The organism is Brevundimonas sp. UBA7534, from assembly GCF_002479325.1.
In the GTDB taxonomy this organism is placed as follows: Bacteria; Pseudomonadota; Alphaproteobacteria; order Caulobacterales; family Caulobacteraceae; genus Brevundimonas.
Window position 1 is genome coordinate 16,573 of sequence record NZ_DLMO01000035.1, and the last position, 25,866, is coordinate 42,438.

22 protein-coding genes and 1 pseudogene are annotated in these 25,866 nt (G+C 68.7%); 9 read left to right on the plus strand and 14 right to left on the minus strand.

The window, feature by feature from the left end; translation table 11 throughout:
* Positions 1-239, minus strand: a pseudogene (locus B2U11_RS02405) (hypothetical protein); the annotation flags it as partial.
* A 4-nt stretch (positions 240-243) separates the two neighbouring features.
* Complete coding sequence (locus B2U11_RS02410; protein WP_292069650.1) at positions 244-1,071, minus strand: TIGR02587 family membrane protein; 828 nt, start codon at positions 1,069-1,071, stop codon at positions 244-246.
* 96 nt (positions 1,072-1,167) lie between these two features.
* On the opposite strand from B2U11_RS02410, the gene B2U11_RS02415 reads away from it, so the two are divergent.
* The 3 genes from B2U11_RS02415 (at position 1,168) to B2U11_RS02425 (ending at position 4,822) form a co-directional block, all read left to right on the plus strand.
* Positions 1,168-2,121 carry a nucleoside hydrolase gene (locus B2U11_RS02415; protein WP_292069652.1) on the plus strand — a complete coding sequence of 318 codons (954 nt, stop codon included), beginning with the start codon at positions 1,168-1,170 and terminating at the stop codon, positions 2,119-2,121.
* Positions 2,118-2,960, plus strand: coding sequence for a ribokinase (locus B2U11_RS02420; RefSeq protein WP_292069655.1), 843 nt, complete (start codon positions 2,118-2,120; stop codon positions 2,958-2,960). Before B2U11_RS02415 ends, B2U11_RS02420 begins: the two co-directional genes overlap by 4 nt.
* Before the next feature lie 140 nt (positions 2,961-3,100).
* Entirely contained in the window at positions 3,101-4,822 is a 1,722-nt protein-coding gene (locus B2U11_RS02425) for a cellulase family glycosylhydrolase (protein ID WP_292069657.1), read from the plus strand.
* Positions 4,823-4,826: 4 nt separating this feature from the next.
* Here B2U11_RS02425 and B2U11_RS02430 read toward each other — a convergent pair whose 3' ends face one another.
* A complete protein-coding gene (locus tag B2U11_RS02430) occupies positions 4,827-5,957 on the minus strand; it encodes a zinc-dependent alcohol dehydrogenase family protein (protein WP_292069660.1) in 1,131 nt (376 codons plus the stop codon).
* A gap of 122 nt (positions 5,958-6,079) precedes the next feature.
* Between B2U11_RS02430 and B2U11_RS02435 the strand changes: the two genes are divergently transcribed.
* Together B2U11_RS02435 and B2U11_RS02440 are read left to right on the plus strand one after the other, a co-directional pair.
* Positions 6,080-6,514 (plus strand): acyl-CoA thioesterase, encoded by a 435-nt coding sequence (locus B2U11_RS02435; protein WP_292069662.1) that lies wholly within the window; start codon positions 6,080-6,082, stop codon positions 6,512-6,514.
* A 132-nt stretch (positions 6,515-6,646) separates the two neighbouring features.
* The gene (locus B2U11_RS02440; RefSeq protein ID WP_292069664.1) at positions 6,647-7,069 is read left to right on the plus strand and encodes a hypothetical protein; all 423 of its coding nucleotides are present in this window, start codon (positions 6,647-6,649) and stop codon (positions 7,067-7,069) included.
* 76 nt (positions 7,070-7,145) lie between these two features.
* Here B2U11_RS02440 and B2U11_RS02445 read toward each other — a convergent pair whose 3' ends face one another.
* The 5 genes from B2U11_RS02445 to B2U11_RS02465 all read right to left on the minus strand — a co-directional run bounded on the left by B2U11_RS02445 (position 7,146) and on the right by B2U11_RS02465 (position 13,354).
* Entirely contained in the window at positions 7,146-8,054 is a 909-nt protein-coding gene (locus B2U11_RS02445) for a hypothetical protein (protein WP_292069667.1), read from the minus strand.
* Between the two features lie 17 nt (positions 8,055-8,071).
* Positions 8,072-10,753 (minus strand): hypothetical protein, encoded by a 2,682-nt coding sequence (locus B2U11_RS02450; RefSeq protein ID WP_292069670.1) that lies wholly within the window; start codon positions 10,751-10,753, stop codon positions 8,072-8,074.
* Positions 10,750-11,595 (minus strand): fimbria/pilus periplasmic chaperone, encoded by an 846-nt coding sequence (locus B2U11_RS02455; RefSeq protein ID WP_292069673.1) that lies wholly within the window; start codon positions 11,593-11,595, stop codon positions 10,750-10,752. Before B2U11_RS02455 ends, B2U11_RS02450 begins: the two co-directional genes overlap by 4 nt.
* A 161-nt stretch (positions 11,596-11,756) precedes the next feature.
* Complete coding sequence (locus tag B2U11_RS02460) at positions 11,757-12,584, minus strand: hypothetical protein (protein WP_292069676.1); 828 nt, start codon at positions 12,582-12,584, stop codon at positions 11,757-11,759.
* A 200-nt stretch (positions 12,585-12,784) separates the two neighbouring features.
* Positions 12,785-13,354: a hypothetical protein gene (locus tag B2U11_RS02465; protein ID WP_292069681.1), complete on the minus strand. Its 570-nt coding sequence runs from the start codon at positions 13,352-13,354 to the stop codon at positions 12,785-12,787.
* Between the two features lie 332 nt (positions 13,355-13,686).
* Here B2U11_RS02465 and B2U11_RS02470 point away from each other — a divergent pair, with 332 nt between their 5' ends.
* The gene (locus B2U11_RS02470) at positions 13,687-14,046 is read left to right on the plus strand and encodes a hypothetical protein (RefSeq protein WP_292069685.1); all 360 of its coding nucleotides are present in this window, start codon (positions 13,687-13,689) and stop codon (positions 14,044-14,046) included.
* A gap of 93 nt (positions 14,047-14,139) precedes the next feature.
* Complete coding sequence (locus tag B2U11_RS02475) at positions 14,140-15,303, plus strand: zinc-dependent alcohol dehydrogenase (protein ID WP_292069686.1); 1,164 nt, start codon at positions 14,140-14,142, stop codon at positions 15,301-15,303.
* A gap of 217 nt (positions 15,304-15,520) precedes the next feature.
* Here B2U11_RS02475 and B2U11_RS02480 read toward each other — a convergent pair whose 3' ends face one another.
* From B2U11_RS02480 to clpB, 3 genes are all read right to left on the minus strand, one after another.
* On the minus strand, positions 15,521-15,862 hold the full coding sequence (locus B2U11_RS02480) for a GIY-YIG nuclease family protein (RefSeq protein WP_292069688.1): 342 nt from the start codon (positions 15,860-15,862) through the stop codon (positions 15,521-15,523).
* A 204-nt stretch (positions 15,863-16,066) separates the two neighbouring features.
* The gene (locus tag B2U11_RS02485) at positions 16,067-16,792 is read right to left on the minus strand and encodes a hypothetical protein (RefSeq protein WP_292069691.1); all 726 of its coding nucleotides are present in this window, start codon (positions 16,790-16,792) and stop codon (positions 16,067-16,069) included.
* Between the two features lie 342 nt (positions 16,793-17,134).
* Positions 17,135-19,723, minus strand: a complete 2,589-nt coding sequence (clpB, locus tag B2U11_RS02490; protein ID WP_292069694.1) for an ATP-dependent chaperone ClpB — start codon at positions 19,721-19,723, stop codon at positions 17,135-17,137.
* Positions 19,724-19,925: 202 nt separating this feature from the next.
* Here clpB and B2U11_RS02495 point away from each other — a divergent pair, with 202 nt between their 5' ends.
* Positions 19,926-21,815, plus strand: a complete 1,890-nt coding sequence (locus tag B2U11_RS02495) for a BCCT family transporter (protein WP_292069695.1) — start codon at positions 19,926-19,928, stop codon at positions 21,813-21,815.
* A 56-nt stretch (positions 21,816-21,871) separates the two neighbouring features.
* The gene (locus tag B2U11_RS02500; RefSeq protein ID WP_292069697.1) at positions 21,872-23,512 is read left to right on the plus strand and encodes a serine hydrolase; all 1,641 of its coding nucleotides are present in this window, start codon (positions 21,872-21,874) and stop codon (positions 23,510-23,512) included.
* On the opposite strand, the gene B2U11_RS02505 is transcribed toward B2U11_RS02500, so the two are convergent.
* The 3 genes from B2U11_RS02505 to B2U11_RS02515 all read right to left on the minus strand — a co-directional run.
* Positions 23,472-23,951: a hypothetical protein gene (locus tag B2U11_RS02505; protein WP_292069700.1), complete on the minus strand. Its 480-nt coding sequence runs from the start codon at positions 23,949-23,951 to the stop codon at positions 23,472-23,474. The genes B2U11_RS02500 and B2U11_RS02505 overlap by 41 nt on opposite strands.
* The gene (locus B2U11_RS02510; RefSeq protein WP_292069703.1) at positions 23,948-24,727 is read right to left on the minus strand and encodes a DUF4893 domain-containing protein; all 780 of its coding nucleotides are present in this window, start codon (positions 24,725-24,727) and stop codon (positions 23,948-23,950) included. Before B2U11_RS02510 ends, B2U11_RS02505 begins: the two co-directional genes overlap by 4 nt.
* A gap of 51 nt (positions 24,728-24,778) precedes the next feature.
* Positions 24,779-25,866 (minus strand): FAD-dependent oxidoreductase (locus B2U11_RS02515; protein WP_292069706.1); only part of this gene is annotated, 1,088 nt, incomplete at its 5' end.

Consider the following 25,866-nt stretch of genomic DNA (forward strand, 5'->3'; position numbering starts at 1 on the left):
CGCTCTTCCGATCTGCGACCGTCGTTGCGCACCTCCACCGTGGCGACGGGACCAGCGGCGGTGGACTGGACGGCGACGATACGGGCCGACAGGGCGGGCGGCGCGGCGGGCTGCATCGCCTCCCACACCACGATGGCCAGGGCCGCCAGCGTGACGAGGGCGCCCAGCGCGGCCATGACGGCCTGCAGCACCGGCCGGGGGGCGACGATCTTTCGGGCGGGAGTCTTCCTGGACGGCATGGGCTCAGACCAGCAGGCGAGCGGCGGCGGCGCCGACGGCGGCGGGAAAGCCCAGGACGACCACGGTCTGGGTCAGGCCCTCCAGCGAATGGCCCTCGACCCGGCCGAACAGGAACAGGACGAACAGGCTGATTCCCAGGGCGATGGCGTAGCCGGGCAGGGTGAAGTGGGCGAAGGCCTTGAGCGGATGTTCGGCCTCTTCCTGGCCGGCGAACCCGGCCTCGAAGACGATGACGTGCATCAGGGCGACCGAGGCGACGATCAGCGCCAGGGCGTGCCAGGGCGTGGCCTTGTAGGCGATCAGGATGACCTCCTCGGTCGGCGCCACGTTCAGGGCGAAGAACAGGGCGCCCGCCGCCATCAGGAACAGTTCGCCGACATAGGAGGCCTGGTCCTCGTCGCCGTCGTCGCCGCCCCCGCCCGCCAGCTGGCGCCGCGCCAGAAGGGCGCCCATGCCGCCGGGTATCGCCTGCAGCGCCACCATGCCCAGGGCCTCGCGCGGGGGCGCGTTCCAGTCGACCACGCCGAACATCACCAGCAGGACCGAGGCGGTGACGAAGCCGACCGCCAGGGCGACGGCGGTGTCCAGCAGGTCGTTCCTCAGCCCCCGCCGCTTCGAGAAGCCGGCGTAATAGGCCAGGCCGTACAGCAGCGGCAGGCCGGACAGGATGAAGGCCAGCAGCCGCCAGCGATCCATCGTCACGCCCTGCTCCCACATCTCCATCGTCATCAGCAGGGGGACGTTGAACAGCAGCGCCCCGCCGAAGGCGCGGCCCAGGTCGCGCAGATAGGCGCTCTCTCGGCGCAGATCGAAGGGGCGGGCGGCGGTCATGTCGCGGCAACGCTTGGCGAGGCGCTTTGGCTCCGCAGCCGCCCGCCGCGACGGATGGCGCTTGCCGGGCGCGGCGGGGCTGCCTAGTCAGGCGCGGTGAACAAACCTGCCCTCATCATCGATTGCGACCCCGGCGTGGACGACGCCGTGGCCTTGTTGCTGGCCTTTGCGGCGCCCACGCTGGAGCTGCTGGCCATCACCACCGTGGGCGGCAACGTGCCCGGCCATGCGACCCAGCGGAATGCGCGCATGATGCGCCAGATCGCCGGGCGGGCCGAGGTGCCCGTCTTCGGCGGGGCCGAGCGGCCGATGAAGCGGCCCCCGGCGGGCGCGGGCGAATTCCACGGGCCCGACGGGCTGGGCGACATGGCGCCGTTCGAGCCGACCGCCATCGTCGGCGACGGGCCGGCGGCCAACGCCATCGTCGACCTGGTCATGCGCCGGCCCGAGGGGACGGTCGGCCTGGTCGTGCTGGGGCCGATGACCAATCTGGCGCTGGCCATGCGGCGCGAGCCCCGGCTGGCGGGGCGGCTGGGGCCGGTCGCCGTCATGGGCGGCGCGCGGTCCGAGGGCGGCAACATCACCGCCTCGGCCGAGTTCAACATCTGGGCCGACCCGGACGCGGCGGCGGTGGTGTTCGGTTCGGGCTGCGAGGTGGTCGCCTTCGGCCTGGACGCGACGCACCAGGTCCGGGCGACCGAGGCCCGCATCCGCGCCATAGAGGCGACCGACAGCGAGGCGGCGCGGACGACGGCGGCCATGCTGCGCTTCTCGCAGCGGGTGGAGCGCGAGATCGTCGGCTGGCCCACGCCCGACTGGGGCGCGCCGCTGCACGACGCCTGCCCGGTGGCCTGGACGATGGCGCCCGAGCTGTTCGATCTGAGGCCGTGCCGCATCGAGGTGGAGACGCAGTCGGACCTGACGCGCGGCCATACGGCGGTGGATTTCCGCGTCGATCCGGCGACGGCGCGCCACCGCTGGGCGGTCGGCGCCGACGCCCAGGGGGTGTTCGACCTGATCGCCCGCACCCTGGCGGAGGCCGCCCGATGAGGATCACCGTGGTCGGTTCGATCAACCTGGACTTCGTCGCGCGCGCGCCGCACCTGCCCGCGCCGGGCGAGACGGTGACGGGCGCGGTCCTGTCGCGCCATCCCGGCGGCAAGGGCGCCAACCAGGCGCTGGCGGCCGAGAAACTGGGGGCCGAGGTCTGCCTGATCGGACGGGTCGGGAACGACGCCCAGGCCGGGGAGGCGCTGGCCCTTATGGAACAGTTCGGCGTCGACCTGGCGGGGGTGGAGGTGGACGTGGCCGCCCCGACCGGCGTGGCCCTGATCGCCGTCGATGCGGCGGGCGAGAACCAGATCGTCGTCGCGGCCGGGGCCAATCATCTGGTCACGCCCGAACAGTTGCCGCAGCGGATCGAAGGCGCGCTGATCGTGCAGCTGGAGCTGCCGGTCGAGACGGTGGAGGCGGCGGTGGGCCGCGCGACCGGCTTCGTCGTGGCCAATCTGGCGCCGGCCCAGCCGGTGTCGGAGCTGCTGCTGCGCCGGGCCGACCTGATCGTGGTCAACGAGACCGAGGCCGCCTTCTACGGCGACGGCCTGCACCGGGGCGGCGGCCGGGTTGTGGTGACCAAGGGCGCCAAGGGCGCGGCCATGTACCAGCGCGGGGTCGAGATGGCCTGGGCGACGCCGCCCGTGGTCGAGGCGGTCGATGCGACGGGGGCCGGCGACGCCTTCGTGGGCGCCATCGCCGTGGCCCTGCTGGAAGGCATGGCGCCGGACGCGGCCCTGCGCTTCGCCTGCGCCGCCGGAGCCGCCGCCGCCGCGCGCGCCGGCGCCCAGTCGTCGCTGCCCGAACGGGACGAGGTGGAGGCCCTGCTGGCCTAGGCGGCGACCCGATCTTCCCCCGCGAGGCGGGGGAGGATCGTCCCGACCGAATCGGCGCATCGGCGAGCCTTGACGCCTCCGGTATCGCGGGCGACCCTTCCGATATTGAGAACGTTCACAAGAACGTCCGGGAGGCGACGATGAAGGCTTTGGCATGGGCCGCCTGTGCGGTCGCGATGGGCGCGGCGGGCGTCGCTTCGGCGCAGGACTGGCTGAAGGTGGAGGGGACGCGGATCGTCGACGAGGCGGGCGATCCGGTGATCCTGCGCGGCATGGGCCTGGGCGGCTGGCTGCTGCAGGAAGGCTATATGCTGCAACTGGGCGCCCTGGGTCAGCAACACGTCATCCGTGAACGGATCGTCGACCTGATCGGCGAGGAGAAGACGCAGGCCTTCTACGCCGCCTGGCGGGCCAACTACACGACCAAGGCCGACATCGACGCCATGGGGCGCTGGGGCTTCAACTCGGTGCGGCTGCCGATGCACTACGACCGGCTGACCCTGCCGGTCGAGCAGGAGCCGGTTCCGGGCCAGGACACCTGGAAGGCGGAGGGCTTCGCCGAGATCGACGCCCTCTTGGCCTGGACCAAGGCGAACGGCCTGCACCTGATCCTGGATCTGCACGCCGCGCCGGGCGGGCAGGGCTCGGACCTGGCCATCTCGGACCGCGACCCGGACAAGCCCTCGCTGTGGGACAGCGCCGAGAACCGGCGCAAGACCGTCGCCCTGTGGCGGCGCCTGGCCGAACGCTACGCCGACGAGCCGGGGATCGGCGCCTATGACATTCTCAACGAGCCGAACTGGGACTTCGAAAAGCCCGGCGGCGGGCACGGCTGCGAAGAGACGACGAACGCCCCGCTGCGCCAGCTGATGACCGAGATCACCACCGCCATCCGCGAGGTGGACAAGCGGCACATCATCGTCATCGAGGGCAACTGCTGGGGAAACAACTATCGCGGCGTGACGCCCCTGTGGGACGACAACACCGTCATCAGCTTCCACAAATACTGGAACGCCACCGACCGGGCCTCCATCGCCGACGTCCTGAGGCTGAGGGAGGAGACCGGCGCGCCGGTGTGGCTGGGGGAATCGGGCGAGAACTCCAACACCTGGTTCACCGAGACGATCGCCACGGTGGAGGGCGAGGGGATCGGCTGGGCCTTCTGGCCGCTGAAGAAGATCGGCTTCAACCAGCCGCTGGAGATCGCGCCCAATCCGGGCTGGCCCGCGCTGGTCGCCTGGCTGACGGGCGAGGGGCCGCGTCCGTCGGCGGCCGAGGCGGAGGCGACGCTGATGCGGCTGGCGACGCACGACATCCGCTTCGAGAACGCGATCCAGCATCGCGACGTGGTCGACGCCATGCTGCGCCAGCCCCATTCCGACTCCGTCGTTCCGTACGCGGATCATCGGGTGAGGGCGCAGGGGCTGACGATCCGGGCGGCGGACTACGACCTGGGGCGGGCGGGCGTCGCCTGGTCGGACGTCTATGATTCCGACACCGACGGGCCGGGCGAGCGGATCCCCTGGTGGAACACCGGCCGCACCTGGCGCAACGACGGGGTGGACATCGCTCTGGACGGGAGCCGGCCGGTCGTGGCCGAGTTCGAGACCGGCGAATGGCTGCGCTACACCCTGACGGCCGACGCCGCGGGCGCGCGGGCGCTGTCGGTGATCGGGGCCGGCGGCCGGGTGTCGGTGTCGCTGAACGGCGGCGCACCGGTCGCGGTCGACCTGGCCGACGGCGACGGATGGCATCAGGCGACCACGCCCGCCCTGCCGTTCCAGCCGGGAACCAACACCCTGATCCTGAAGGCCGAGGCCTGCGACGCCTGCCGCGTGGAGGCGATCCGGGTCGGGCCGTGAGGCCTCAGGGTCGGACGACCAGGCGCACCACCTCGCCGGCGGCGAGACGGTCGAAGCCGGCGTTGATGTCGTCCAGGGCGATGACGCCGCTGAGCAGGCGGTCCACGGGCAGGCGGCCGTCGCGGTACAGGGCGACGTACCGGGGGATGTCGCGGCTGGGGACGCAGGTCCCGATATAGGAGCCCTTCAATGTGCGCTCCTCGCCGACCAGGCTGACGACGTTGACGGCCAGGGCCGCGTCGGGCGGGGGCAGGCCGGCGGTAACGGTGGTTCCGCCGCGCCGGGTCATCTTCCAGGCGCTTTCGAGCGCGCGGACCGAGCCGGCCATCTCGAAGGCGACGTCGGCGCCGCCGTTCGTCAGGGCGCGCACCTGCTCCACCGCGTCGGGGTCGGCGGCGTTGACGGTGCGGACGGGGCCCAGGGTCCGGGCCAGCGCCAGCTTGTCCTCGGACAGGTCCACGGCGACGACCGGCGCGGCGCCGCAGGCCAGGGCGCCCAGGACGCTGGCCAGGCCCACGCCGCCCAGGCCCACCACGACCACGCTCTGCCCCGCCCGGACCGCCGCCGTATTGACCACGGCCCCCACGCCCGTCAGCACGGCGCAGCCGAACAGGGCGGCGATCTCGAACGGCAGGTCCGGGTCGATGCGCACCAGCGACCGACGCGAGACCACGGCGCGGTCGGCGAAGGCGGAGCAGCCGAGGTGATGATGGATCGGCGCGCCCTCGCGGAACAGGCGCCGGGCGCCGCCCAGCAGTTCGCCCCGGCCGTTGGCGGCGGCGCCCGGCTCGCACAGGGCGGGCCGTCCGCCGGCGCAGGGATCGCAGTGGCCGCAGGACGGCATGAAGACCATGACCACGGGGTCGCCGATGGTCAGGTCGTCGACGCCGGGGCCCAGCGCCTCGACCACGCCGGCGGCCTCGTGGCCCAGGGCCATGGGCAGGGGGCGGGGGCGGTCGCCGTTGATGACCGACAGATCCGAATGGCACAGGCCCGCCGCGCGGATCGCCACCTGGACCTCGCCCCGGCCGGGCGGCTCCAGCGCGACGGTCTGGACCGCCAAGGGGCGGCTGTCGGCGTAGGGGCGCGCGGCGCCCATCTCGGACAGGACGGCGGCGCGGGTCTGGTGGGACATGGTCAAGCCTTCGTCATCGACCGTCATTCGATAGGCGCTTGACGTCGCGTCGTCCAAGCCCGAGCGTCGCGGCACGGCCGAGAGCGCCGCCGAAAGGCGCCGGCGCCGCAAGGGAGAAGCGAATGCCGAAGAGAGACGAAGGCCCCCTGGCCGACCGCGCCACCTATCGGGCCTTCCACATGGTCTCGACCCGCTGGGCCGACAACGACCAGTACGGGCACATCAACAACGCCAAATTCTACGAGTTCGTGGACTCGGCGGTGAACGCCCACCTGCTGATCGCCGACGCGCTGGACGACTCCATCGGCCTGGTCGTCGACAGCGGCTGCCGCTACGCCTCGGCGCTGAAGTTCCCCGACGTGATCGAGGTGGGGATCAAGGTCGACCACATCGGCACGTCCAGCGTGCGCTATGGTTTCGCGGTGTTCCGGCGCGGCGTGGCGACGCCCGCCGCCATCGGTCATTTCGTCCACGTCTACGTCGACGCCGCCACCCGCCGGCCCAAGCCCCTGCCGGAAAAGCTGCGCGCGGTGGTGGAGAATCTGAGGGCGGAATAGGGCGCGCGCGGTCCGGCGCGGTTCACGCCCCGGTAAGCATGGTCCTCAAGGCCCGGTTAGCCCTGTTCGCTCGCCGGACCTTAAGAGGCGCCGGTCTAGGGTTCGTCTGCAATGAGCAGATCGGAACCACCGATGACCCACCGCGTCCTTCGCGCCCTTGCCGCCGCAACGCTCGGCCTGGGCCTGTTCGCCGCCGCAGCGCCGGCCCTGGCCGGGCCCACCGCCGGGGGCACCTATCGTCTTCGCGCCACCGTGCCGGTGGCCTGCTGGGTGAAGCCCACGTCGCCCGTCATGGCCGAGAGCGGCCGGTCCGGCGAAGTGGTCGAGGCCTGCAACAGCCCCGGCGGCTTCACCGTCTCGGCCCAGTATCGCCCGCTGTCGCCCACCGAGAAGGCGACGATGTTCTATGGCGACCGGATCCTGGACCTGGACAAGTCCGGCGGACAGGTGCTGCGCCGCTCCAGCATCGCCACCATCCGATCGGTGTCCTACCGCTTCAACGAGGTGGAGCTGGAACAGCCGCTGATCCTGGCGCTGACGATCCAGCCGATCTGATCGGATCGACAGCCAGACGCCTCGAAGGGGCGGGTCGCGCGGCGGCCCGCCCCTTTCGCGTTTCAGCCCGCGCGCCTCAGAGGGCGGCGACGGTGAAGGTCAGGATGTCGGAATAGTCGCCGGCGCGCTTTCCGGCCGTGGGGCCCACGCTGATGGTCAGCGGATAGTCGTCCAGGCGGGCGCGGCGCGAGACCACGTCCAGCCGGCCGCCGCGCCCCAGGTCCATGTCGCGATCGCCCAGGGCCAGGGCGTAGGGCACATACCATTCGCTGGCGCCCTGGCGCAGGCGGCCGCGGTTCTCGGACGAGACCGAGACGCTGTAGCCGGCGGTGCTGAGCACATACAGGGTGGTGCGCAGCTGGCGCACGCCTTGCGTCAGTTCGCCCAGGTCGATGGTGGCCGCGCCGCCCGTACGCCGGAACTCGCCCTTCAGGCCCATGACGGCGGCGGACGGCACCTCCACGCTGAGGGTGATCGGCTTTTCGGCCAGGGGTTCGCCGTTGGGCTTCTGCAGATCGATGAAGGCGGTCTGCGAATACAGGCCCGCCGACAGGGTGTCCGACGGGAAGACGGCGAAGGAGAAGCGCATCAGGCCCCGCTCGCCGGGGCTCAGACGGATCGGCCGGGCGCCGACATTGCGCGCGCTCTGCCCCGAACGGGGCGTCACGTCCGCGCCGGCCGACTCGTCCACCAGATTGTAGATCAGGCGCGGGCCGCCCGCCTGGGGCGACAGGCCGAAGGTCTCGCCGCGCAGCTCGACCCGGCTGACGACGTTGCAGGCCGCGTCGCCGGTGTTGACCACGGCGAGGTCGAACTGCTGGACGGCGGCGTCCTGCTCGAACGGATCGTAACGCAGCGTCCATTGCTGGGCGCCGGAGTCGATCTGGATCTGGCAATCGCGCGACTGCGCCAGGGCGGGGGCGGCCCCGATCAGGGTCGCCGCGACGGCGGCGGTCATCAGGACGGCGGTGCGGACACGGGTCATTTCAGCCTCCTCGGCTCTCAGTCTTCGGGCACGTCGAGCGGCACGTTGACGACCTGCAGGTCGAGCAGGCCCTCGTTGTCGGCGGGAACGGTGAATTCGAAGCCCAGGGCGGGCGTCGAGAACAGCTCGACGCGATAACGCTTGCCCGGCTCCAGGTTCTGCATGGCGAACCGGCCGACGGAGTTGGTGAAGAACAGCTCCGGCGCGGCCGTCAGATCGTCGGCGGGGCGGATGCGCCCGGACATCAGGGCCACGGGCCGGCCGGCGTTGCCGACCAGGCGGCCCAGGGCGCTGACGAACTTGGCGCTGCCGACCTCGATGGCGTAGCCGCTCTTGTAGGTCGGGCGCACGCGGGCGACGCCGTCGCCGATGTTGTAACCCAGCGGAGGATTCAGGGCGTCGTAGCGGATCGACTGATTGACATAGGACGCGAGACGCCCGGTTAGCGCCGGTCCTAGCGCGCCGCTCTTTGCCTGATAAGTTCCTTGAAGACTGTCACCGACGATCACCGGAGACTTCTCCAGGCTTTCGTGAGGGTAAACGATGGCGAAGCTGTCAGATATGCTACGACCGATCGCAACCTTTCCACCCGTGGTGGCGATGGAAGAGCCGATCCGCAAGCTAGTCACCTGTTCTTCGGTGATGTCGCTAAAGCTGCGGCCGAAGGCGATGTGCGAAAGCGTGGCGTCGAAACGGTTGCCGATGTAGTCGGCTTGGCCTGATACTGAACCCGCGCCGTCGTCGTAGTTCGAACTAAGGGCATACCCGTAGGCGCCGACGCGATTTTCGCTTGCCTGTTGGAAGCGGACGCTGCCGGAGTTCCGCGCGGAAGCGTAACGCGCCTCCGCGCGACGGCCCCAGTCGCCTTGCCAGACCAGAGCGGCGGTGAAACCGAAATTGTCTTGGACTGCGAAGCCGGAACGCGATCCAGAGTCAATGTACTCGGCACCCAACTGTAAGGTCCACTGTCGGGCGAACCGGTAGTTGGATGTCGCCGCTATGCTAAATCCGTCGTCAACGAGATCACTACGGCTCATGCGGTATGAAGCGCTTATATTGGCAAACCAGTCGTTGTTGAACTGGTGGGAGTAACCACCGGTCAGGGCCAGCGACGTGGAGTTGTCTCCAAATGGGTTGCCTAGTGTCGCGTAATCCTCCGACGTGTAGTCGGCGACAAATGTCAGGCTGTCGTAGCGGCCACCGAGATCGACAAGAAACTCGTAGGAAACGGCGGCTGCATATCCCATGCCGCGATCGGCGTTGCTCATCGAGCCGTCGAACTGCAGGCGGGAGCCATTAGGTAGAATGAATCGCGTCTGACCGGTGATGTTTTGAGCATCGGACGACGCCTGTAGGCCGACGCCGATGGCCGGCCGATCCAGAAACGCCTTTCTATAGAAGCCGGTGAAGGCGAGTTGGCCGCTATCATAGTTTGGTGAGCCGAAACCCAGGTCACTGACGAAACCCAGGTAAGCGCCGTAATCGTAGTCGCCCTGCTCCAAGTCTATCGTATCTAGGTACGCGCTATAGGACACATTCTGAGAGCGACCCGAGTCGCCCTGGATTTCCAACTGAACGTCGTTGCTTCCCACCTCGAGCGGGAGGTTGGATACATCGTACTGACCGGGATCCAAACGGAACTCGCGAACGAAAACGCCGTTGCGGGATACGCGCACGGTAGATGCTTCTTGAAGAACGAACTGACGACCGCCCGACAGCACATTGTTGCGGAAGGGTTCGAACCGCTGCTTTTGTCGCAGGACGCCTATACCGCCGAGCTCAGCATACCCTTGGCGGCCGCGAACCTCGGGATTTAGATCGCCCGCAAACCATCGTCGATAAGCCTCAGGTTGATCGTAGATGAATCTCGCGTACTGCCGTTCGATCTCATAATCACCACTGAAGACGTCTTCCCGACCTTGAACATCAGTCTCGAACACGACTTTGCCTATACGGACGGCGCCATTCAGATAAATGCTAGGCTTGGAGATGTCGCCGGTCGATTCGCGTCGTTGCACGACCAGATTGGTATTCAGGTACGCGCTGAACCTTTCAGGCGGAAGGCCAGGTTCTTCTGGCCTGCCGTTCTGGAACAGAGACTCCACCGAGCGCCGTGTCGGGTCAATCCGCAGTACCAGGACGGCGAGTTGGTCGGGATCGTAGTCCAGGCTTATGCCTGCAGAGTTGATCTCTTCAGGAGCAAAGGTTTCGAGGTCCGCCAGCGCGTCAGCCAGCTCATGCTGCCCTTCAGGCGTGAGCAGAGGCCCAATAAGCGTCGCAAAGCCCTTCGAATCGACCAAGAACCGGTCGTCGCGTGTCAACAGGACCGGCAGTTCACCGAGAACGCGGCTGTTGAAGTTCAGCGGGACCGTCATCGGTATATCGCGATCGTAAGGGTTGATGTCGCGGCGAGCCGGCGCTGTCGACACCGAGGTGGGCGACAGCGCGGGTTCCGGCGCATCCTTCGAGACCCTGTCTGCCTCGGGATCGGTTTCGGGCGGCTCGGATGGGGTGGAGAGGGCGGCTGTGGCGGCCCCGGCGTCCTCGGCCGCTGCGCGGTTTAGCTCGGCAGTGACCTCCTCGGCGGTCTGCGCCGCTTCGTCGTAGACCTTAATCGCGGCAAGCGCGGTTTGGTCAGGAAGGGACGCCAGCGCAGTCGCCAGCGCCAGTACGGAAACGGCACCCCCCAGCCCGTTCATCGCGTGAACCGGACTGAAATAGGCTTGTTCGGATCCAGAGCCGTACCTGTGGGCAGAGAAAACGTGCGACGACCACCCGCCGGGGCCACATAGCCGACGCCGACGCTGGCCCCGATTTCCTGTCCGGTCAGGGTCTTGCGGAAGGGCTGGCCGTCCGTCTGAGTGCCCTCAATCACCCAAGTGGCGCCGCTCATCAGCGCGTAGCGCTTGCCGCTGTTTGTCACCACCACCTCGATACCAGGCGTGGACGGAAGCGTGGCTTGAGCTTCTCCGGCGATGGCCGGCTCGATCTCGGGCGCAGCGGCGTCGACCATGATTGGGCGCACTGATTCGACCTTGATCTCGGGCTTGGCGTTTGGCGGCGCCACGACGATCAGCGCTTTCATCGTGTAGAGGACAGATACGGAAACGGCGCCGCTGTTTTCTGGCACGGCGTCGGGATCGGTCTGGACCGGCAGTTGACGCACCCACAAGTAGTAGGCTTCCGAGGTATCAAGTTGGAGGTCTCCCGCCCACTGGACCCGAACCACCTGCCGTCCTCCAACCGGCACGATCCCCTGAGGCGGAAAAACGAGAAACTTATCGTCCGCGTCCGTCTCGATCATCTTGCCGTCGGCGTCGTAGTCGATGCGTGTGATGCGGGTTTCGAACGGCAGGGCGGCCGTGCCGATATTGCCGACCTCAATGCGGGCGGCCGAGCCGGTTCCGGTTGTGGTCAGTTCGGCGACCATGGGCGATACGCGCATGGCCCAGGCAGCCGAGACGGCGACGAAACCCACGACGAGGCTTGCCGCAACGATCACTGAGCGGCGCAACCCACGCGTCACGAGTGCATGAAACATTCTACTTCCCCCCGCGAATCGAACAGTCCGCGCAAAATTTGGCCCGACGTACGCATCCCCAGCATAGCCGGACGTCCATTGTGCCCGTGAACTGGTCACCGAAACGTAACGGGGGGCGCAAAGCTTTGCGCCCCCCGCCATAGGTCCGCAGACGATTTCGCTTACTCGGCCGCGATCGTCAGCGTGAAGGTGCCTTCGTAGTTGCCGGCCAGCAGGGCTTGGGTCTGCTGCGGGATCACGACGGCCAGGGTCATCGGCGACTTCCACGCGCCGTTGGTTTCGTCTTCCGTCAGGTCGCCGGTGGCGAGCTTCAGGTTACGGGCGACGCTGGAGCCGCCGCCGGCCGTCTGCGTGGCGCCGGCGTACACGGCGGTCACTTCATAGGGCAGGCTGTTGGTGAAGACGGTGTTGTCGAAACCGCTCGTCGAGGCGTTGGTCATGTCGGCGACCGTACGGCTCAGGGTGACGCGGTTGTTGGTGTTGCAGCCGGCCAGGTTGGTTTGGATGGCCAGGACCGCCGGGGCGACCATGGTGAAGGCCGCAGCCGGGCCGGTTTCGTCGCCGGCGTAGATGCCGAGCGTGCCGAAATCGAAGGTCTCGGTGTTGTTGTTGCCCGAGTAGTAGACGCAGTCTCGCGACACTTCGCCTTGCAGGGTGAAGCTCGCGCCGTCGTTGCCGACATTGCCGACGTCTCCGAGCGAGGCGCCGACAGCGTGCCAAGCAGACACATCAGCCCCGCCATCCAGGGCTCGTGCGATGTTGGCGGCCGACGTGCCACCCAAGAAGCCCGGCACATCACGCGTCAGGCCTGGCACGACGACGCCGAGCACTTCGAAATTGTTGGTCCATTGACCTTTGTTGATGGTGTCGGCCGAGGCGGCGCCGGCGGTGGCGATGGCGGCGACGCCGGCCATCAGAGCAGCAAACTTCTTCATAGCAGTCTCTCCAAGCGAAGGATTTCGCGAAAAAAAGTCGATCAGGGCGGTCATCCCTCCCCGTCCGATCGGCGGGGACTTAACGCCCGGTCAACAAGTCAGTCAACAATAAAAAACGCCGTTAGAGATAATTCTTGGACGATTCCCCAGTAAGGCGAATACGAACTTTTACTCAAGTCAAGCATAAGCCGTTTCGGCTTGCAGCATAAGCCAAACTGAATTCTTCAGTATTGTGACGAAGTGTACGGAAACTGTCAGACGCGCGGCGTTACCGTCACAGTCAATGTTTCCGAATACTGTCCGGCCAGCAGTCCAGCCCCGGCGGGCTGTCGCGTGCGGAACTCTATCTTGCCGCCGCCGGCGGCGATGCCGTCGCCGCTGGACAGCACGCCGGCATGGTCGACGCTGCTGAAGCTGGCGCGGATGGTGCGCGGCTCGGGCCGCAGGGTCGGGACGGTCAGGGTCACGTCATAGGGCAGCACGCCCGAGAAGGGCCCCTCGCCCTGGGGCTTGGTCGCATGGGCCAGGCCGCCGCGCGCCGAGGTGACGCCCAGGTCGAACGGGACGTTGCAGTCCAGGCCGAACAGGGCCGTGGCGCGTTCGCCCCCCGTCAGTTCGCCGAAGTCGATGTCGCCCCCGCCCTGGATCTCGCAGCGCGGGACGATGCGGCCGGTGACGGCGACCGTCAGGCTCTTGCCGACCTCGATGTTGGAAGCCGCGGGCTTGGCCGCCGCGCCGGTCGCGATCAGGGCCAGCGACGCCGCCCCCATCGCGGCGCCCAGGCGCCAAGATATCCGGCCCCAGGCCCCAGACGTCGTCTGCATTGTCCCCACCCCATTTCGTCCCTAGACGTTCCGCCGAACCGACGGATCGCCCCCCCTCTCTCCAAGAGCCATGCCATCCCGAATCGATACGCTCGGGCGCCAGGCAGGCTCTGGTTAACAAGAGGTTAACGACAGGCGCTCTACGCCTGAAACAGCGCTCGCGCAACGGGAATCGTTCAAATGTCGCGCGCCGGGGTCGCGCCGGGACCAACGCAAGGTGATGCGCCGGGTGCGGTTTCGCGCGCCGGGCGCGGTCGCCCGCGCCGTGCCGAAACGAGACATCCGGCCGCCGGTCGCTCGCCGCGGCGGCGGGTTCGGGGTAGGGTGGGGCCATGCGCGACCAGCCCCGCTATCTGGCGATCTTCAGCATGGACAAGGCCGGGCCGAAGTTCCGGGCCTGGAAGGCCATGAGCGAGGCCGAGCAGGCGGCGCGCGCCGAGGAAGGCGTGGCGGCGGTCAAGGCGTGGGAGGCGACGCACCGCGACCGCATCGCCTATGTCGGCGGCCCGCTGGGGCCGACCCTGCGGATCGACGACGCGGGCGCGCTCGCCCCGACGGTGAACCGGCTGACCGTCTTCGTCGTGGTCCGCGCCGACAGCCACGAGGCCGCCACCCGCCTGTTCGCCGACCACCCCCACATGACGATCTTTCCCTGCGACGGGGTGGAGGTGATGCCGGTGCTGGGGGACTAGCGCGCCGCCGAGGGGCCGCTGGGTCTGATAGCGCACACAGGAACGGTTCGGACCCTTGCGCCTTCCCCTTCCTCATCCGGAAGGGAAAGCGACATGAAGGCGTTGTGCTGGCACGGCAAGGGCGACATCCGCTGCGAGACGGTGGACGACCCCGAAATTCAGGACGGACGCGACGCCATCATCCGCGTCACCTCCTGCGCCATCTGCGGCTCGGACCTGCATCTGTACGGCGGCTTCGTGCCGGGCATGAAGTCCGGCGACGTCATGGGCCACGAGACGATGGGCGAGGTCGTCGCCGTCGGCAAGGACAACACCAAACTGAAGGTCGGCGACCGCGTCGTCGTGCCCTTCACAATCAGCTGCGGCGAGTGCGACTATTGCCGCCGGGGCCTGTATTCCGTGTGCGAACGGTCCAATCCCAACGGGGCGGAACAGGCCAAGATGCTGGGTTATCCGACCGCGGGCCTGTTCGGCTACACCCACATGTACGGCGGCTTTGCCGGCGGTCAGGCGGAATATCTGCGCGTGCCCTATGCCGACGTGGGGCCGATCAAGGTGCCGAACGGCCTGAGCGACGACCAGGTCCTGTTCCTGTCCGACATCTTCCCGACCGGCTGGATGGCGGCCGAGAACGCGGACATCCAGCCCGGCCACACGGTGCTGGTGTTCGGCTGCGGCCCCGTGGGTCAGTTCGCCATCCGCAGCGCCTTCATGATGGGCGCCGAACGCGTCATCGCCGTCGACGAGGTCCCGCAGCGTCTGCGCCTGGCCGAGACCGCCGGCGCCGAGACCATCGACTTCTCCGCCGTGAAGGGCGAGCTGCAGGACGAGATCCTGGCGATGACCAGGGGGCGCGGCCCGGACTCGGTCATCGAGGCCGTCGGCCTGGAAAGCCACGGCGCGGGCTCCGTGATCGAGAAGGTGCAGGAGACCGTGGCGGGCCGGATGGAGCGCCCCTACGCCCTGAACCAGGCCATCGTCGCCTGCCGCCCCGGCGGGACCATCAGCCTGCCCGGCGTCTTCGTCGGCGGCGTGCCCACCATGATGGGCGCCTTCGTCGGCAAGGGCCTGACCCTCAGGACCGGCCAGACCCATGTGCAGCGCTACCTCGAACCCCTGATGCGCAAGATCGAGGACGGCGAGATCGACCCCAGCTTCCTGATCACCCACAAGATCACGCTGGACGACGGCCCCGACGCCTACAAGATGTTCCAGGAAAAGAACGACGGCTGCATCAAGGTGGTCATCAACCCGTAATCGCGGGCGCGCGACCGCGAGGCGGCCCGAGGCCCCCGTGGAGACGCTGGGATCTCACGCTTCTCCTTCTTTCGTCATCTTCCGGCGAGCGCAGCGAGACCGGGAGACCCAGCGGCGCCGAGGGCGACCTGTTCAGCCCAAGACCGCGGCAGTGTCGCGCTGTCCACCGGTCTGCGGCGCGAAGCTGCGCCTTGCCGAAGGATGACGAAAAGGAAGATCAGTCGTCTTCAGGGGGCGGAGTCCAGTCCGGATCGTTGACCGGATACCAATCGGCGGCGAGGTCGAGCCATTCGGGGTTCGCATCCTCGATCAGCTTCAGCTTCCAGTCTCGCATCCACTTCTTCAGCCGCTTCTCGCGCCTGATCGCATCGACGACCCACTGATGCCGTTCGTACCAGACCAGACGGGTGACGGCGTTGTCGTCGGTGAAGCCGGGAAAGGTGTGGGTCTTGTGCTTCCACACCCGCGCGTGGAGGTTCGAGGTCATCCCGACATAAAGCGTGCCGTTCCTCTGGCTGGCCATGATGTAGGTCGCGATGAAGGTACGGTGCGTCCCCATCCCCACAACCTATGCGCACTCTCTTCTTTCGTCATCCTCCGGCGAGCGCAGCGAGACCGGGGGACCCAGCGGCGCCGAAGGCGACCTGTTCAGCCCCGATCCCGACCGCCCGTGTCCGCGACAGTGTCGCGCTCCCGCGCGCCGCTGGGTCCCCCGGTCTGCGCCGCGAAGACGCGGCTTGCCGGAGGATGACGAAAGAGGAGTTCAGTTTAAAAGCATTTCTTTGTTTGCATTGAGAATTCTAACCAACTTCTCGACATCTGCGGGGTCGCGAAGAATCGCAGAGATCATGATGGCGTTCTCTCCGATTTCGACCTTGAAGCGACTGACGGGTGGCTCAAACGAGGGTGAAGGCGGCTGCGATGTCTCGGCCACCGGGCTACTCGCCGGTCGATCCTCTTCCTGAGCTTCTTCGTCGGCCTCTTCGTCTGAAAGTCCGCCCTCCCGAAGCCCTGCGTAGGCTGCCGTATCCATCAAAGCCCGCCAGAACGTCCGAGCAGCTAGAGGATTAAATCCCCGGTCCAACTCCAGCTCGCTCAGGCAGTGCGCCTCACTTGGGGGGTCATCAATCCATCGCCGATACTCTTGGAACAAGCGCGGGCGCATAGCTGCTTCCTTGAGAGCTCCCTCACGAGCACCAGGTCGATTGTCGGCCACAAGGCGAATGCCCAAGTCGGTCAACTGGACTTTTCGGCTCTCCCCACTGCCCGCGTCGTCGAGCAATCCGTATTGTTTAAGTGCCCCGACGGTCTGCTGCAGCCCACTACTTTTGACGCCGTAGCCCCAAGTGTCGGCCACGGTTGCTACGCGAGCTCCCTCTTTGCGGTGTTTCGCCCAAAACGTCTTGGCGCGCTCTTCGGCCTTTCGAAGAGAGATGAACGGATACTTTGGGCTCCGGTCGAACTTCGGTTTTGCGTCTTGGTCGGTCATTTTCGTGCCTCCGCACCCCGATGTATCGGCTCTTCGAGAAAATGTCGACCGGATATCAGACAAGAACAGAGAGGGAGAGAAGAATGCCGTTGACGGAATCGGCATCAGAGTGCACGAGTATGCCGGGCCCAACGAGTCGGGTCCGGCATGATCGTTTTACAGAAAGGAGAGAGCAGCGTGTTGGCAACCACTCGATAGGAGGGTCTAGTCCGGAGTCAGGAAGATGGACGGTTGCCCCCGTCCATCGGCCCCTCGGGATCGACACTAGTCTTCGAAGCATCGAAGATCTAGAACTCTAGAATCTGGGGGCCCTTCGGTCAAATGACCGGAGGGCCTTTGTGTTTAATGCACCCGCGCCTTCCCGATCTCGAGCCCGTCCGCGCCCGCTGACACGGCGATCACGCTTCCGTCCTCGATCTCGCCGGCCAGCAACTTGCGCGCGATGGGGTCGACGAGGTCCTTCTGGATGACGCGCTTGAGGGGGCGGGCGCCGTAGGCGGGGTCGTAGCCCTTGTCGGCCAGCCAGGCGGCGGCGCTGTCGTCCAGGGCCAGCGTCAGGCGGCGGTCGGCCATCAGCTTTTCCAGGCGCGACAGCTGGATGCGGACGATGCCGCCCATCTGCTCGCGGCCCAGGCGGCGGAACAGGATGATCTCGTCGATGCGGTTCAGGAACTCGGGGCGGAAGTGGGCGCGCACGGCGTCCATGACGAAGGGGCGGACGGCCTCCACGTCGTCGCCCTCGCCCTGTTCGGCCAGGAACTGGCTGCCCAGGTTCGAGGTCATGATGATCAGGGTGTTGCGGAAGTCGATGGTGCGGCCCTGGCCGTCTGTCAGGCGGCCGTCGTCCAGCACCTGCAGCAGCACGTTGAAGACGTCGGGGTGGGCCTTTTCCACCTCATCGAACAGCACGACCTGATAGGGGCGGCGACGCACCGCCTCGGTCAGGGCGCCGCCCTCGTCATAGCCGACATAGCCGGGAGGCGCGCCGATCAGGCGGCTGACGCTGTGCTTCTCCATGTATTCCGACATGTCCAGGCGGGTGATGGCCGCCTCGTCGTCGAACAGGAACTCGGCCAGGGCCTTGGTCAGCTCGGTCTTGCCCACGCCCGTCGGGCCCAGGAACAGGAAGCTGCCCAGCGGACGGTTGGGGTCGTTCAGGCCGGCGCGGGCGCGGCGCACGGCGTCCGAGACGGCGGCCAAGGCCTCGTCCTGACCGACGACGCGGGAACGCAGCGCGTCCTCCATCTTCAGCAGCTTCTCGCGCTCGCCCTCCAGCATCTTGTCGACGGGCACGCCGGTCCAGCGCGACACGACGGCGGCGATCTGTTCGGCGTCGACGACCTCGGGCGTCAGGGGGCCGGACTTGTCGGCCTCCTTGGCCTCGGCCTCGGCCAGCTGCTTCTCGATCTGGGGGATCTGGCCGTAGGCGATCTCGGACGCGCGGCCCAGGTCGCCGGCGCGCTGGGCGTTGGTCAGCTCCAGCCGCAGGCGGTCCAGGGTTTCGCGCAGCTGGGCGCCCTGGCCGACCTTTTCCTTCTCGGCCTTCCACTGGGCGGTCAGGTCGTCGGACTGGCCCTCCAGGTCGGCGATCTCGTCCTCCAGCTTTTCCAGACGGTGTTGGGAGGCCTGGTCGGTCTCCTTCTTCAGGGCCTCGCGCTCGATCTTCAGCTGGACCAGGCGGCGGTCGATCTCGTCCAGGGCCTCGGGCTTGGAATCGACGGCCATGCGGACGCGCGACGCGGCCTCGTCGATCAGGTCGATGGCCTTGTCGGGTAGGAAGCGGTCGGTGATGTAGCGGTTCGACAGGGTGGCGGCGGCGACGATGGCGCTGTCGGAGATGCGCACCCCGTGGTGGACCTCGTACTTCTCCTTCAGGCCGCGCAGGATGGAGACGGTGTCCTCCACCGTCGGTTCGGAGACGAAGACGGGCTGGAAGCGACGGGCCAGGGCCGCGTCCTTCTCGATATACTTGCGGTATTCGTCCAGGGTGGTGGCGCCGACGCAGTGCAGTTCGCCGCGCGCCAGGGCGGGCTTGAGCAGGTTGGAGGCGTCCATCGCCCCGTCGCTCTTTCCCGCGCCGACCAAGGTGTGCATCTCGTCGATGAACAGGACGATCTGGCCCTCGGCGGCCGAGACCTCGGACAGCACGGCCTTCAGCCGCTCCTCGAACTCGCCGCGATACTTCGCGCCGGCGATCAGGCTGCCCATGTCCAGCGCCATGACGGTCTTGTCGCGAAGGGATTCGGGCACGTCGCCGTTGACGATCCTCAGCGCGAGCCCTTCGACGATGGCGGTCTTGCCCACGCCGGGCTCGCCGATCAGGACGGGGTTGTTCTTGGTGCGACGGGCCAGGACCTGGATGGTGCGGCGGATCTCCTCGTCGCGGCCGATGACCGGGTCGATCTTGCCGTCGGCGGCGGCCTGGGTCAGGTCGCGAGCGTAGCGTTTCAAGGCGTCATAGCCGTCCTCGGCGCCGGCGCTGTCGGCGGTCTTGCCCTTCCGCAGGTCCACGATGGCGGCGTCCAGCTTGTCGGCCGTGACGCCGGAGGATTTCAGCACCTCGGCGGCGACGGCGCCTTCGCGCGCCAGGGCGGCCAGCAGGCGTTCGGTGGTGACGAAGGCGTCGCCGGCCTTCTTGGAGGCTTCCTCGGCGGCGGCGAAGACGCGCGCGGTGGCGCCGTCCAGATACAGCTGGCCCGAGCCGCCCTCGACCTGGGCGCGCTTCTTCAGGGCGGTTTCGACGTCGGCCTCGGCGCGGCGGGCGTCGCCGCCGGCGGCGGTGATCAGGTTGCGGGCCAGGCCGTCGCGCTCCTCCAGCAGGACCTTGAGCAGGTGTTCGGGCGCGAACTGCTGGTGACGACGGGCCAGCGCCAGCGACTGGGCCGACTGGACGGCCTGTTTGGCGCGGTCGGAATAGAGATCGAGATTCATGGTTCAGTCCCCTCGGGAGGCGGATGTCGCCCAATGCGCCCTTACCGAAAGCGACGCCTTGAGCTGTCGCAAACGAGATGGTGTGACATATGGGCCACGCAAGGGTTCGCAGGCCGAAAATCGGCGCGGCGGCGCCCCGTCGGGCGACGGCCGGGGAACCCTAAGCGTCGCCATACGCTTTTCGCCGATCCTGACCACCAAGATGAACCCGCGCGTCTTCTGGGGCGCAAGCCTGATCATCGGCCTGCTGCTCGTCGTCGCGGTGGCCGCGCCCGGACAGTCGGACCGGGTTTTCCAGACCCTGCAGGCGTGGGTGATCGACACCTTCGGCTGGTTCTACATCGCCGCCGTGGCGGGCTTTCTGGGGCTGGCGCTGGTGCTGGCCCTGGGACCGACCGGGGCGCTGAAGCTGGGGCCGGACGACGCCGAGCCCGACTTCCCATATCTGTCCTGGCTGGCCATGCTGTTCGCCGCCGGCATGGGCATCGGCCTGATGTATTTCGGGGTCGCCGAACCGATCCAGCATTTCGTCGCCCCGCCGGAGGGGGCGCCGCGCAGCTTCGCCGCCGCGCGCGAGGCGATGGGCATCACCTTCTTCCACTACGGCGTCCACGCCTGGGCGGTGTACGCCCTGGTGGGGCTGAGCCTGGCCTTCTTCGCCTATCGTAAGGGCCTGCCGCTGACGCTGCGGTCGGGCCTGTCGCCGCTGCTGGGGCGGCGGATCAACGGCCCGATCGGCGATGCGGTGGACATCTTCGCCATCTGGGGCACGGCCTTCGGCATCGCCACCTCGCTGGGCTTCGGCGTGGCGCAGATGAACAGCGGGTTGAGCTATCTGCTGGGTGTTCCCAACAACGCCTGGGTCCAGGTCGGTCTGATCGCCCTGGTGATGGCGGCGGCGACCGTCTCGGTCATGACGGGTGTGGGCAAGGGGGTGCGCCGGCTGTCGGAGCTGAACCTGAGCCTGGCGGTGCTGCTGATGCTGTTCGTGCTGGTGGTCGGGCCGACCGGCTTCCTGTTCAAGGCGCTGGTGCAGAATTTCGGCTTCTATCTGAGCCATCTGGTCGAGCGCACCTTCACCCTCTACGCCTATGAGCCGCGCGCCTGGATGGCGGACTGGACGCTGTTCTACTGGGCCTGGTGGATCGCCTGGTCGCCGTTCGTGGGCATGTTCATCGCCCGCATCTCGCGCGGGCGCACCGTGCGCGAGTTCCTGATCGGCGTGCTGTTGGTGCCGTCGGGCTTCACCTTCCTGTGGATGACGGTCTTCGGCAACACGGCCATGAGCTTTGACATGGCGCAGGCGGCGGGCGCCATCTCAAACGCGGTGCAGACGGACCTGTCGACCGCCCTGTTCCACTTCCTGGAGCAGTTGCCGGGCGCGGCGATCACCTCGACGCTGGCGATCCTGCTGGTGGCGGTGTTCTTCATCACCTCGGCCGATTCCGGCGCCCTGGTGATCGACACCATCGCGTCGGGCGGCGCCGACGACACGCCGCGCTGGCAGAGGGTGTACTGGTGCCTGCTGCTGGGCCTGATCGCGGCGTTGCTGCTGCTGGCGGGAGGGCTGGGCGCGCTGCAGGCCGCCACCCTGGGCGCGGCCCTGCCGTTCGTGGTCATCATGGTGCTGTTGTGCGTCGGCCTGGTGCGGCAGATGAACGCCGACGTGGCCGGCCGGGTCATCGAGACCGAGGGGCCGCCGCTGGCCGAACAGCTGAAGCGCATCCTGGCCCCCGCCAATCGCCGCGACATCGACCGGCAGATCGACCGCAACGGCCTGCCCGCGCTGGAGACGGTCCGCGAAGGCCTGGCGGCCGAGGGGCTGGACGCCCAGGTGGCCCGCGACGCGGACGGCGTCTCGCTGACGGCGCCGGTCGCCGGGGGGCGCGACTTCCACTATCGCCTGACCGCGCGCGAGCGGCCCCGGCCGGCCCTGACCGCGCTGGACGCGCCGGAACGCAAGCGGGCGATGGAATGGCGTCTGTCGGCGCGGTCCGACGACGTGACCCGCCCGCGCGACGTGACCGGTTTCACCCGCGAGCAGATCGTCGCCGACGTGCTGGAGCACCTGCACCGCTGGCGCACGGCCTGAGGCTGGCGAAGCGCGTCCGAACCTCTAAGGTGGGCCTTCGTCTTTCCGAGGTCGCCATGTCCGTTCGTCTGTCCCGCCGTTCCGCCCTGTTCGTGTCGGGAGGCGCCGCGGCGCTGGCGGCGGGGCCGGCGTGGGCCCGACAGGCGGCCCAGGAGACGGCGCAGGCGGCGGCGAACGACGACGCCTCGCTGGCCGAGGCGGTCGACGCCTATGTGAAACAGGCGATGGCGGCGTGGCCGGACCAGCCGGCGCTGGGCGTGGCGGTGGTGCGCGAGGGCCAGACGGTCCTGGCGCGCGGCTATGGCGTCAAGGCGCAGGACCGGCCCGGCGCGGCGGACGAACACACCCTGTTCGCCATCGCCTCGAACACCAAGAACGTCACCGCCGCCGCCCTGGCCATCCTGGTCGACGAGGGCAAGGTGAAGTGGGACGCGCCGGTGAAGACCTATCTGCCGGACTTCCGCCTGTGGGACCCCTATATCGGCGAGCACGTCACGGTGCGCGACGCGCTCAGCCACCGGGCGGGCTTCGGCCTGGGCGCCGGCGATCTGCTGTTCTGGCCCAACAGCGACCGGACCCGCGCCGAGGTGGTGGCCCAGGCCGCCTTCGTGCCGATCGAGGACGGATTCCGCGCCCGCTACCACTACTGCAACCTGATGTTCGTGGTCGCCGGCGCGGTGATCGAGGCGGTGTCGGGCCAGTCGTGGGAGGACTTCATCCAGACCCGCATCCTGGACCGCGTGGGCATGAGCGAGACCGTTCCTCTGGCCCGGCTGGCCGATCCGGCCCGGTCGGCCCTGCCGCACGGCCGGGTGGGGCCGCCGCTGCGCTATCAGGGCGACATGACGCGCATCGCCCAATCCATCGTCGAGGTGTGGAACTGGGATTCGGCGGCGGCGGCCGGCGGCATCTGCACCACGCCGACCGACTGGGCCAAATGGATGGCGTTGCGGCTGAACGAAGGGGTGCTGCCCGACGGATCGCGCCTGTTCTCGGAGGACGCGGCGCGGGAGATGTGGCGGCCGAACATCATCGTCGCCTCCTCGCCCGGACCGACGGCGGAGCTGCCCAACCGCTCCATCGCCTCGACCTATGCGATGGGCTTCCAGGTCCAGGACTATCGCGGCGAGCGGCTGATCAGCCATGGCGGCGGCTCGCCCGGCGGCATCTCGGCGACGGTGCTGATCCCGGGGCGCAAGACGGGTTTCTGCGTCTTCTCCAATGCGGAGGAGAGCTTCCTGCTGCGCGCTCTGCGATCCGGGATCGCCGACATCGTCATGGGCAAGGTCGACGTCGACTGGATCGCCGATTCCAAGACCAAGGAGGCCGAAGCGACCCGGAAGTCGCTGGCCGCCGCCGTCGAGATCGACGCCAAGCAGCGCGCCGGCGCGCCCCCGGCCATGCCGCTGGACGCCTATGTCGGGACCTGGCGCGACCCATGGTACGGCGACATCGTGATTTCAAAGCGCGGCGACGGCCTGTGGCTGGACTTCACCCACACGCCCGCGCTGAAGGGGCCGCTGGAGCCCTATGACGGCGAGACCTTCCGCACCCGCTTTCCCGACAAGCGCGAGGAGGACGCCTTCGTCACCTTCGCCATCCAGACGGCCAAGCCCGCCACGGCGACGGTGAAGGGCGTCAGCCCCGACATCGACTTCAGCTACGACTATCAGGACCTGCGGCTGACGCGGGTGTGATCACGATGCGGCGGCCGGGCGCGGGGTCGGCCACGCCGCGCGGCGTCAGGCGGGAGAAGGGCGCGCCGCCGATGTAGGACAGGGCCTCGGCCGCGCCCTTGGCCAGGGCGTCGGCCTGGACCTGATCCGGGGCGCGGCCGATGACGACGACGGGCGGACCGTCGCCGGTCCCGATCAGATCGGCCGCGCGGCGCAGCATGGGCTCGGCCTGGGGCGACAGTTCGGTCGATCCCGGCAGGAACAGACGCTCTCCGTCGATCAGGATCCGGTCGCCCTGCGCCATGACGCCCTCGACCGGGCCGGAGGGCGCTGGCGAAAGCGCGGCGGGCGGCGGGGCGCCCGTCTCGTGCACCTGGGGCGCGGCGTCGTCGCCGGGCGAACAGGCGGCCGTCGCCAGGATCGACGCCAGGCCGAGAACGCCCCGGAGGCCGCGCGTCACCGCACGACTTCCAGAAGCTCCAGCTTGGCCTCCTGCTTGGGCCAGGGCAGGACCAGGCGCCAGCGCTGGTCGCCGATACGCTCGAACACGCCGACCTGGTCGCGCTCGCGCGTCTGGCCGTAGCGGGGGAAGTGGGCCTCGTCGCCCCAGGCCTGGGCGCCGACATAGACCAGGCGACGGTCGGTGTCGGGATAGAGCAGGCCCTGGGTGCGCTGCGAGCCGGTCGACTTGGTCAGGAACAGGTCGCCGCCGGGCGTCATCTCCACCGTGCAGCGGAAATAGGGATAGGCGACATAGGCCAGCCCCTGGCCCTCGGTGCGGCGGCCCAGCTTGATCGTGCGGCAGCGATAGGTTCCGGGCGGGGGCTGAAGACGCCCGGCCAGACCCGCGTTCGGATCGACCAGGGCGCCCAGTTTCTCCACCTCGTCGGCGAAGCCCGCATCCTCGGCCTCGGCCCGCGCCATCCGCCACGCCTGGTCGAGCCGGCCCAGCAGGCTGGCGTCGGCGGTCGAGGCGACCTGACGCCAGTCGTCGGTCCCGCCCTGGGCGCCCTCGGCCGCAGGGGGCGTCGCCTCGGCGGCGGGGGCGGCGGCCTGCTCGGGCGTGGCGGCGGCCTCGGGCGCGGCCTGGCCCGGCACGCCCGTCGCGGGCGCGCTGACGGCCGGCGAGGTCTCGGCCGGGGTCGAGGGACTGTTCTCGCCGCAGGCCGCCAGGGCGGCGGACAACCCCGTGCTCAGGGCCAGGACGGACATCAGGGCGGTCGGACTGCGGCGCATGGATCGTCTCCTCAACGGACTGTCAGGGAAACGGCCCAGCCTCCGCCGGGTTCACCGCGCTGCGGCCGGACGGGGATCCAGCAGCAGCCCCGCGACGGTCGCGGCCAACAGGCGCGGCGCGAACGGCAGAAGCGCGGCGCGGCCCAGGACGTGGTCGCGTATCCACGGCCGCACTCGCCCCTCCGCCTGATAGAAGGGGGTGAAGCCGAGGCTGAGCGCCTGATAGAGGCGCAGGTGCCAGCGACGGGCGCGGGCATAGGCGTCCAGCGCCGCGTCCAGCGAGGGGCTCTGTTCCAACGCCGAGGCCAGGGCGTGGGCGTCCAACAGCCCCATGTTGACGCCCTGACCCAGCTGGGGACTGGTCGAATGAGCCGCGTCGCCGACGACCGCCAACCGGGCGGCGACGGGCCGGGCCAGGGTGTGGTGGCCGTACCGCGCCAAGGTCAGGTCGTCGGCGTGACGGATGGCCCCGAGAACGCCCTCGGTCTGGGGCCACAGGGACAGGACCTCGGCCTTCCAGGCGTCCAGGCCCCGCGCGCGCCAGGCCGGATAGGCGGCCGTCTTCAGGCTCCAGAACAGGGTGGCCAGCCGATCGGGCGCGCCGGGGCGGGCGCCGACCGGCAGGACGCCGACCATGCGCCGCGCGGCGCGATAGACCTGCTGCAGGGCGCGAGGGTCGAAATGCGGATCGTCGGGCCAGGGGGTTGTGGCCCACAGGGCGCCGAAGGCCAGTTCGCGCCGACGCGCGCCCAGAAAGCCGGCCATGCGCCGGGCGATGGGCGAGGCCGCCCCCGTCGCATCGGCCACGAGATCGAACCGGGGCGAGGCGCGGCCGTCGGCGAAGGCCAGCCGGCCGTCGTCGGCGCCGACGATCGCTCGTCCCAGCTCGAACTCGACCCCGGCCTGGCGGCAGGCGTCGTGCAGGATGTGGAAGATGGCGGCGCGGTGGACCCCCAGCGCCAGACGCGGACGGCGCAGATTCGAATAGCGCACGTCCAGCACCACGCGGCCGCTGGGCGCGGCGCGGCCGAACAGATGGTCGATCGGCTGGGCCAGCGCTTCCACGGCGGGCGTCAGGCCCAGGGCGTCCAGCACGGCCAGGCCCGTGGGCTGGAGCATGAAGCCGGCCCCAACCGGCT

What these genes read in the sequence shown, in the direction of transcription:
- B2U11_RS02440 (WP_292069664.1), top strand. Translation starts at nt 6,647, where the DNA reads ATGACCCACCGCGTCCTTCGCGCCCTTGCCGCCGCAACGCTCGGCCTG.
- B2U11_RS02500 (WP_292069697.1), top strand. Translation starts at nt 21,872, where the DNA reads ATGTCCGTTCGTCTGTCCCGCCGTTCCGCCCTGTTCGTGTCGGGAGGC.
- B2U11_RS02480 (WP_292069688.1), bottom strand. Translation starts at nt 15,862, where the DNA reads ATGGGGACGCACCGTACCTTCATCGCGACCTACATCATGGCCAGCCAG.
- B2U11_RS02475 (WP_292069686.1), top strand. Translation starts at nt 14,140, where the DNA reads ATGAAGGCGTTGTGCTGGCACGGCAAGGGCGACATCCGCTGCGAGACG.
- B2U11_RS02460 (WP_292069676.1), bottom strand. Translation starts at nt 12,584, where the DNA reads ATGACCGCCCTGATCGACTTTTTTTCGCGAAATCCTTCGCTTGGAGAG.
- B2U11_RS02495 (WP_292069695.1), top strand. Translation starts at nt 19,926, where the DNA reads ATGAACCCGCGCGTCTTCTGGGGCGCAAGCCTGATCATCGGCCTGCTG.
- B2U11_RS02410 (WP_292069650.1), bottom strand. Translation starts at nt 1,071, where the DNA reads ATGACCGCCGCCCGCCCCTTCGATCTGCGCCGAGAGAGCGCCTATCTG.
- B2U11_RS02445 (WP_292069667.1), bottom strand. Translation starts at nt 8,054, where the DNA reads ATGACCCGTGTCCGCACCGCCGTCCTGATGACCGCCGCCGTCGCGGCG.
- B2U11_RS02425 (WP_292069657.1), top strand. Translation starts at nt 3,101, where the DNA reads ATGAAGGCTTTGGCATGGGCCGCCTGTGCGGTCGCGATGGGCGCGGCG.
- clpB (WP_292069694.1), bottom strand. Translation starts at nt 19,723, where the DNA reads ATGAATCTCGATCTCTATTCCGACCGCGCCAAACAGGCCGTCCAGTCG.
- B2U11_RS02435 (WP_292069662.1), top strand. Translation starts at nt 6,080, where the DNA reads ATGCCGAAGAGAGACGAAGGCCCCCTGGCCGACCGCGCCACCTATCGG.
- B2U11_RS02450 (WP_292069670.1), bottom strand. Translation starts at nt 10,753, where the DNA reads ATGAACGGGCTGGGGGGTGCCGTTTCCGTACTGGCGCTGGCGACTGCG.
- B2U11_RS02465 (WP_292069681.1), bottom strand. Translation starts at nt 13,354, where the DNA reads ATGCAGACGACGTCTGGGGCCTGGGGCCGGATATCTTGGCGCCTGGGC.
- B2U11_RS02510 (WP_292069703.1), bottom strand. Translation starts at nt 24,727, where the DNA reads ATGCGCCGCAGTCCGACCGCCCTGATGTCCGTCCTGGCCCTGAGCACG.
- B2U11_RS02430 (WP_292069660.1), bottom strand. Translation starts at nt 5,957, where the DNA reads ATGTCCCACCAGACCCGCGCCGCCGTCCTGTCCGAGATGGGCGCCGCG.
- B2U11_RS02455 (WP_292069673.1), bottom strand. Translation starts at nt 11,595, where the DNA reads ATGTTTCATGCACTCGTGACGCGTGGGTTGCGCCGCTCAGTGATCGTT.
- B2U11_RS02420 (WP_292069655.1), top strand. Translation starts at nt 2,118, where the DNA reads ATGAGGATCACCGTGGTCGGTTCGATCAACCTGGACTTCGTCGCGCGC.
- B2U11_RS02470 (WP_292069685.1), top strand. Translation starts at nt 13,687, where the DNA reads ATGCGCGACCAGCCCCGCTATCTGGCGATCTTCAGCATGGACAAGGCC.
- B2U11_RS02485 (WP_292069691.1), bottom strand. Translation starts at nt 16,792, where the DNA reads ATGACCGACCAAGACGCAAAACCGAAGTTCGACCGGAGCCCAAAGTAT.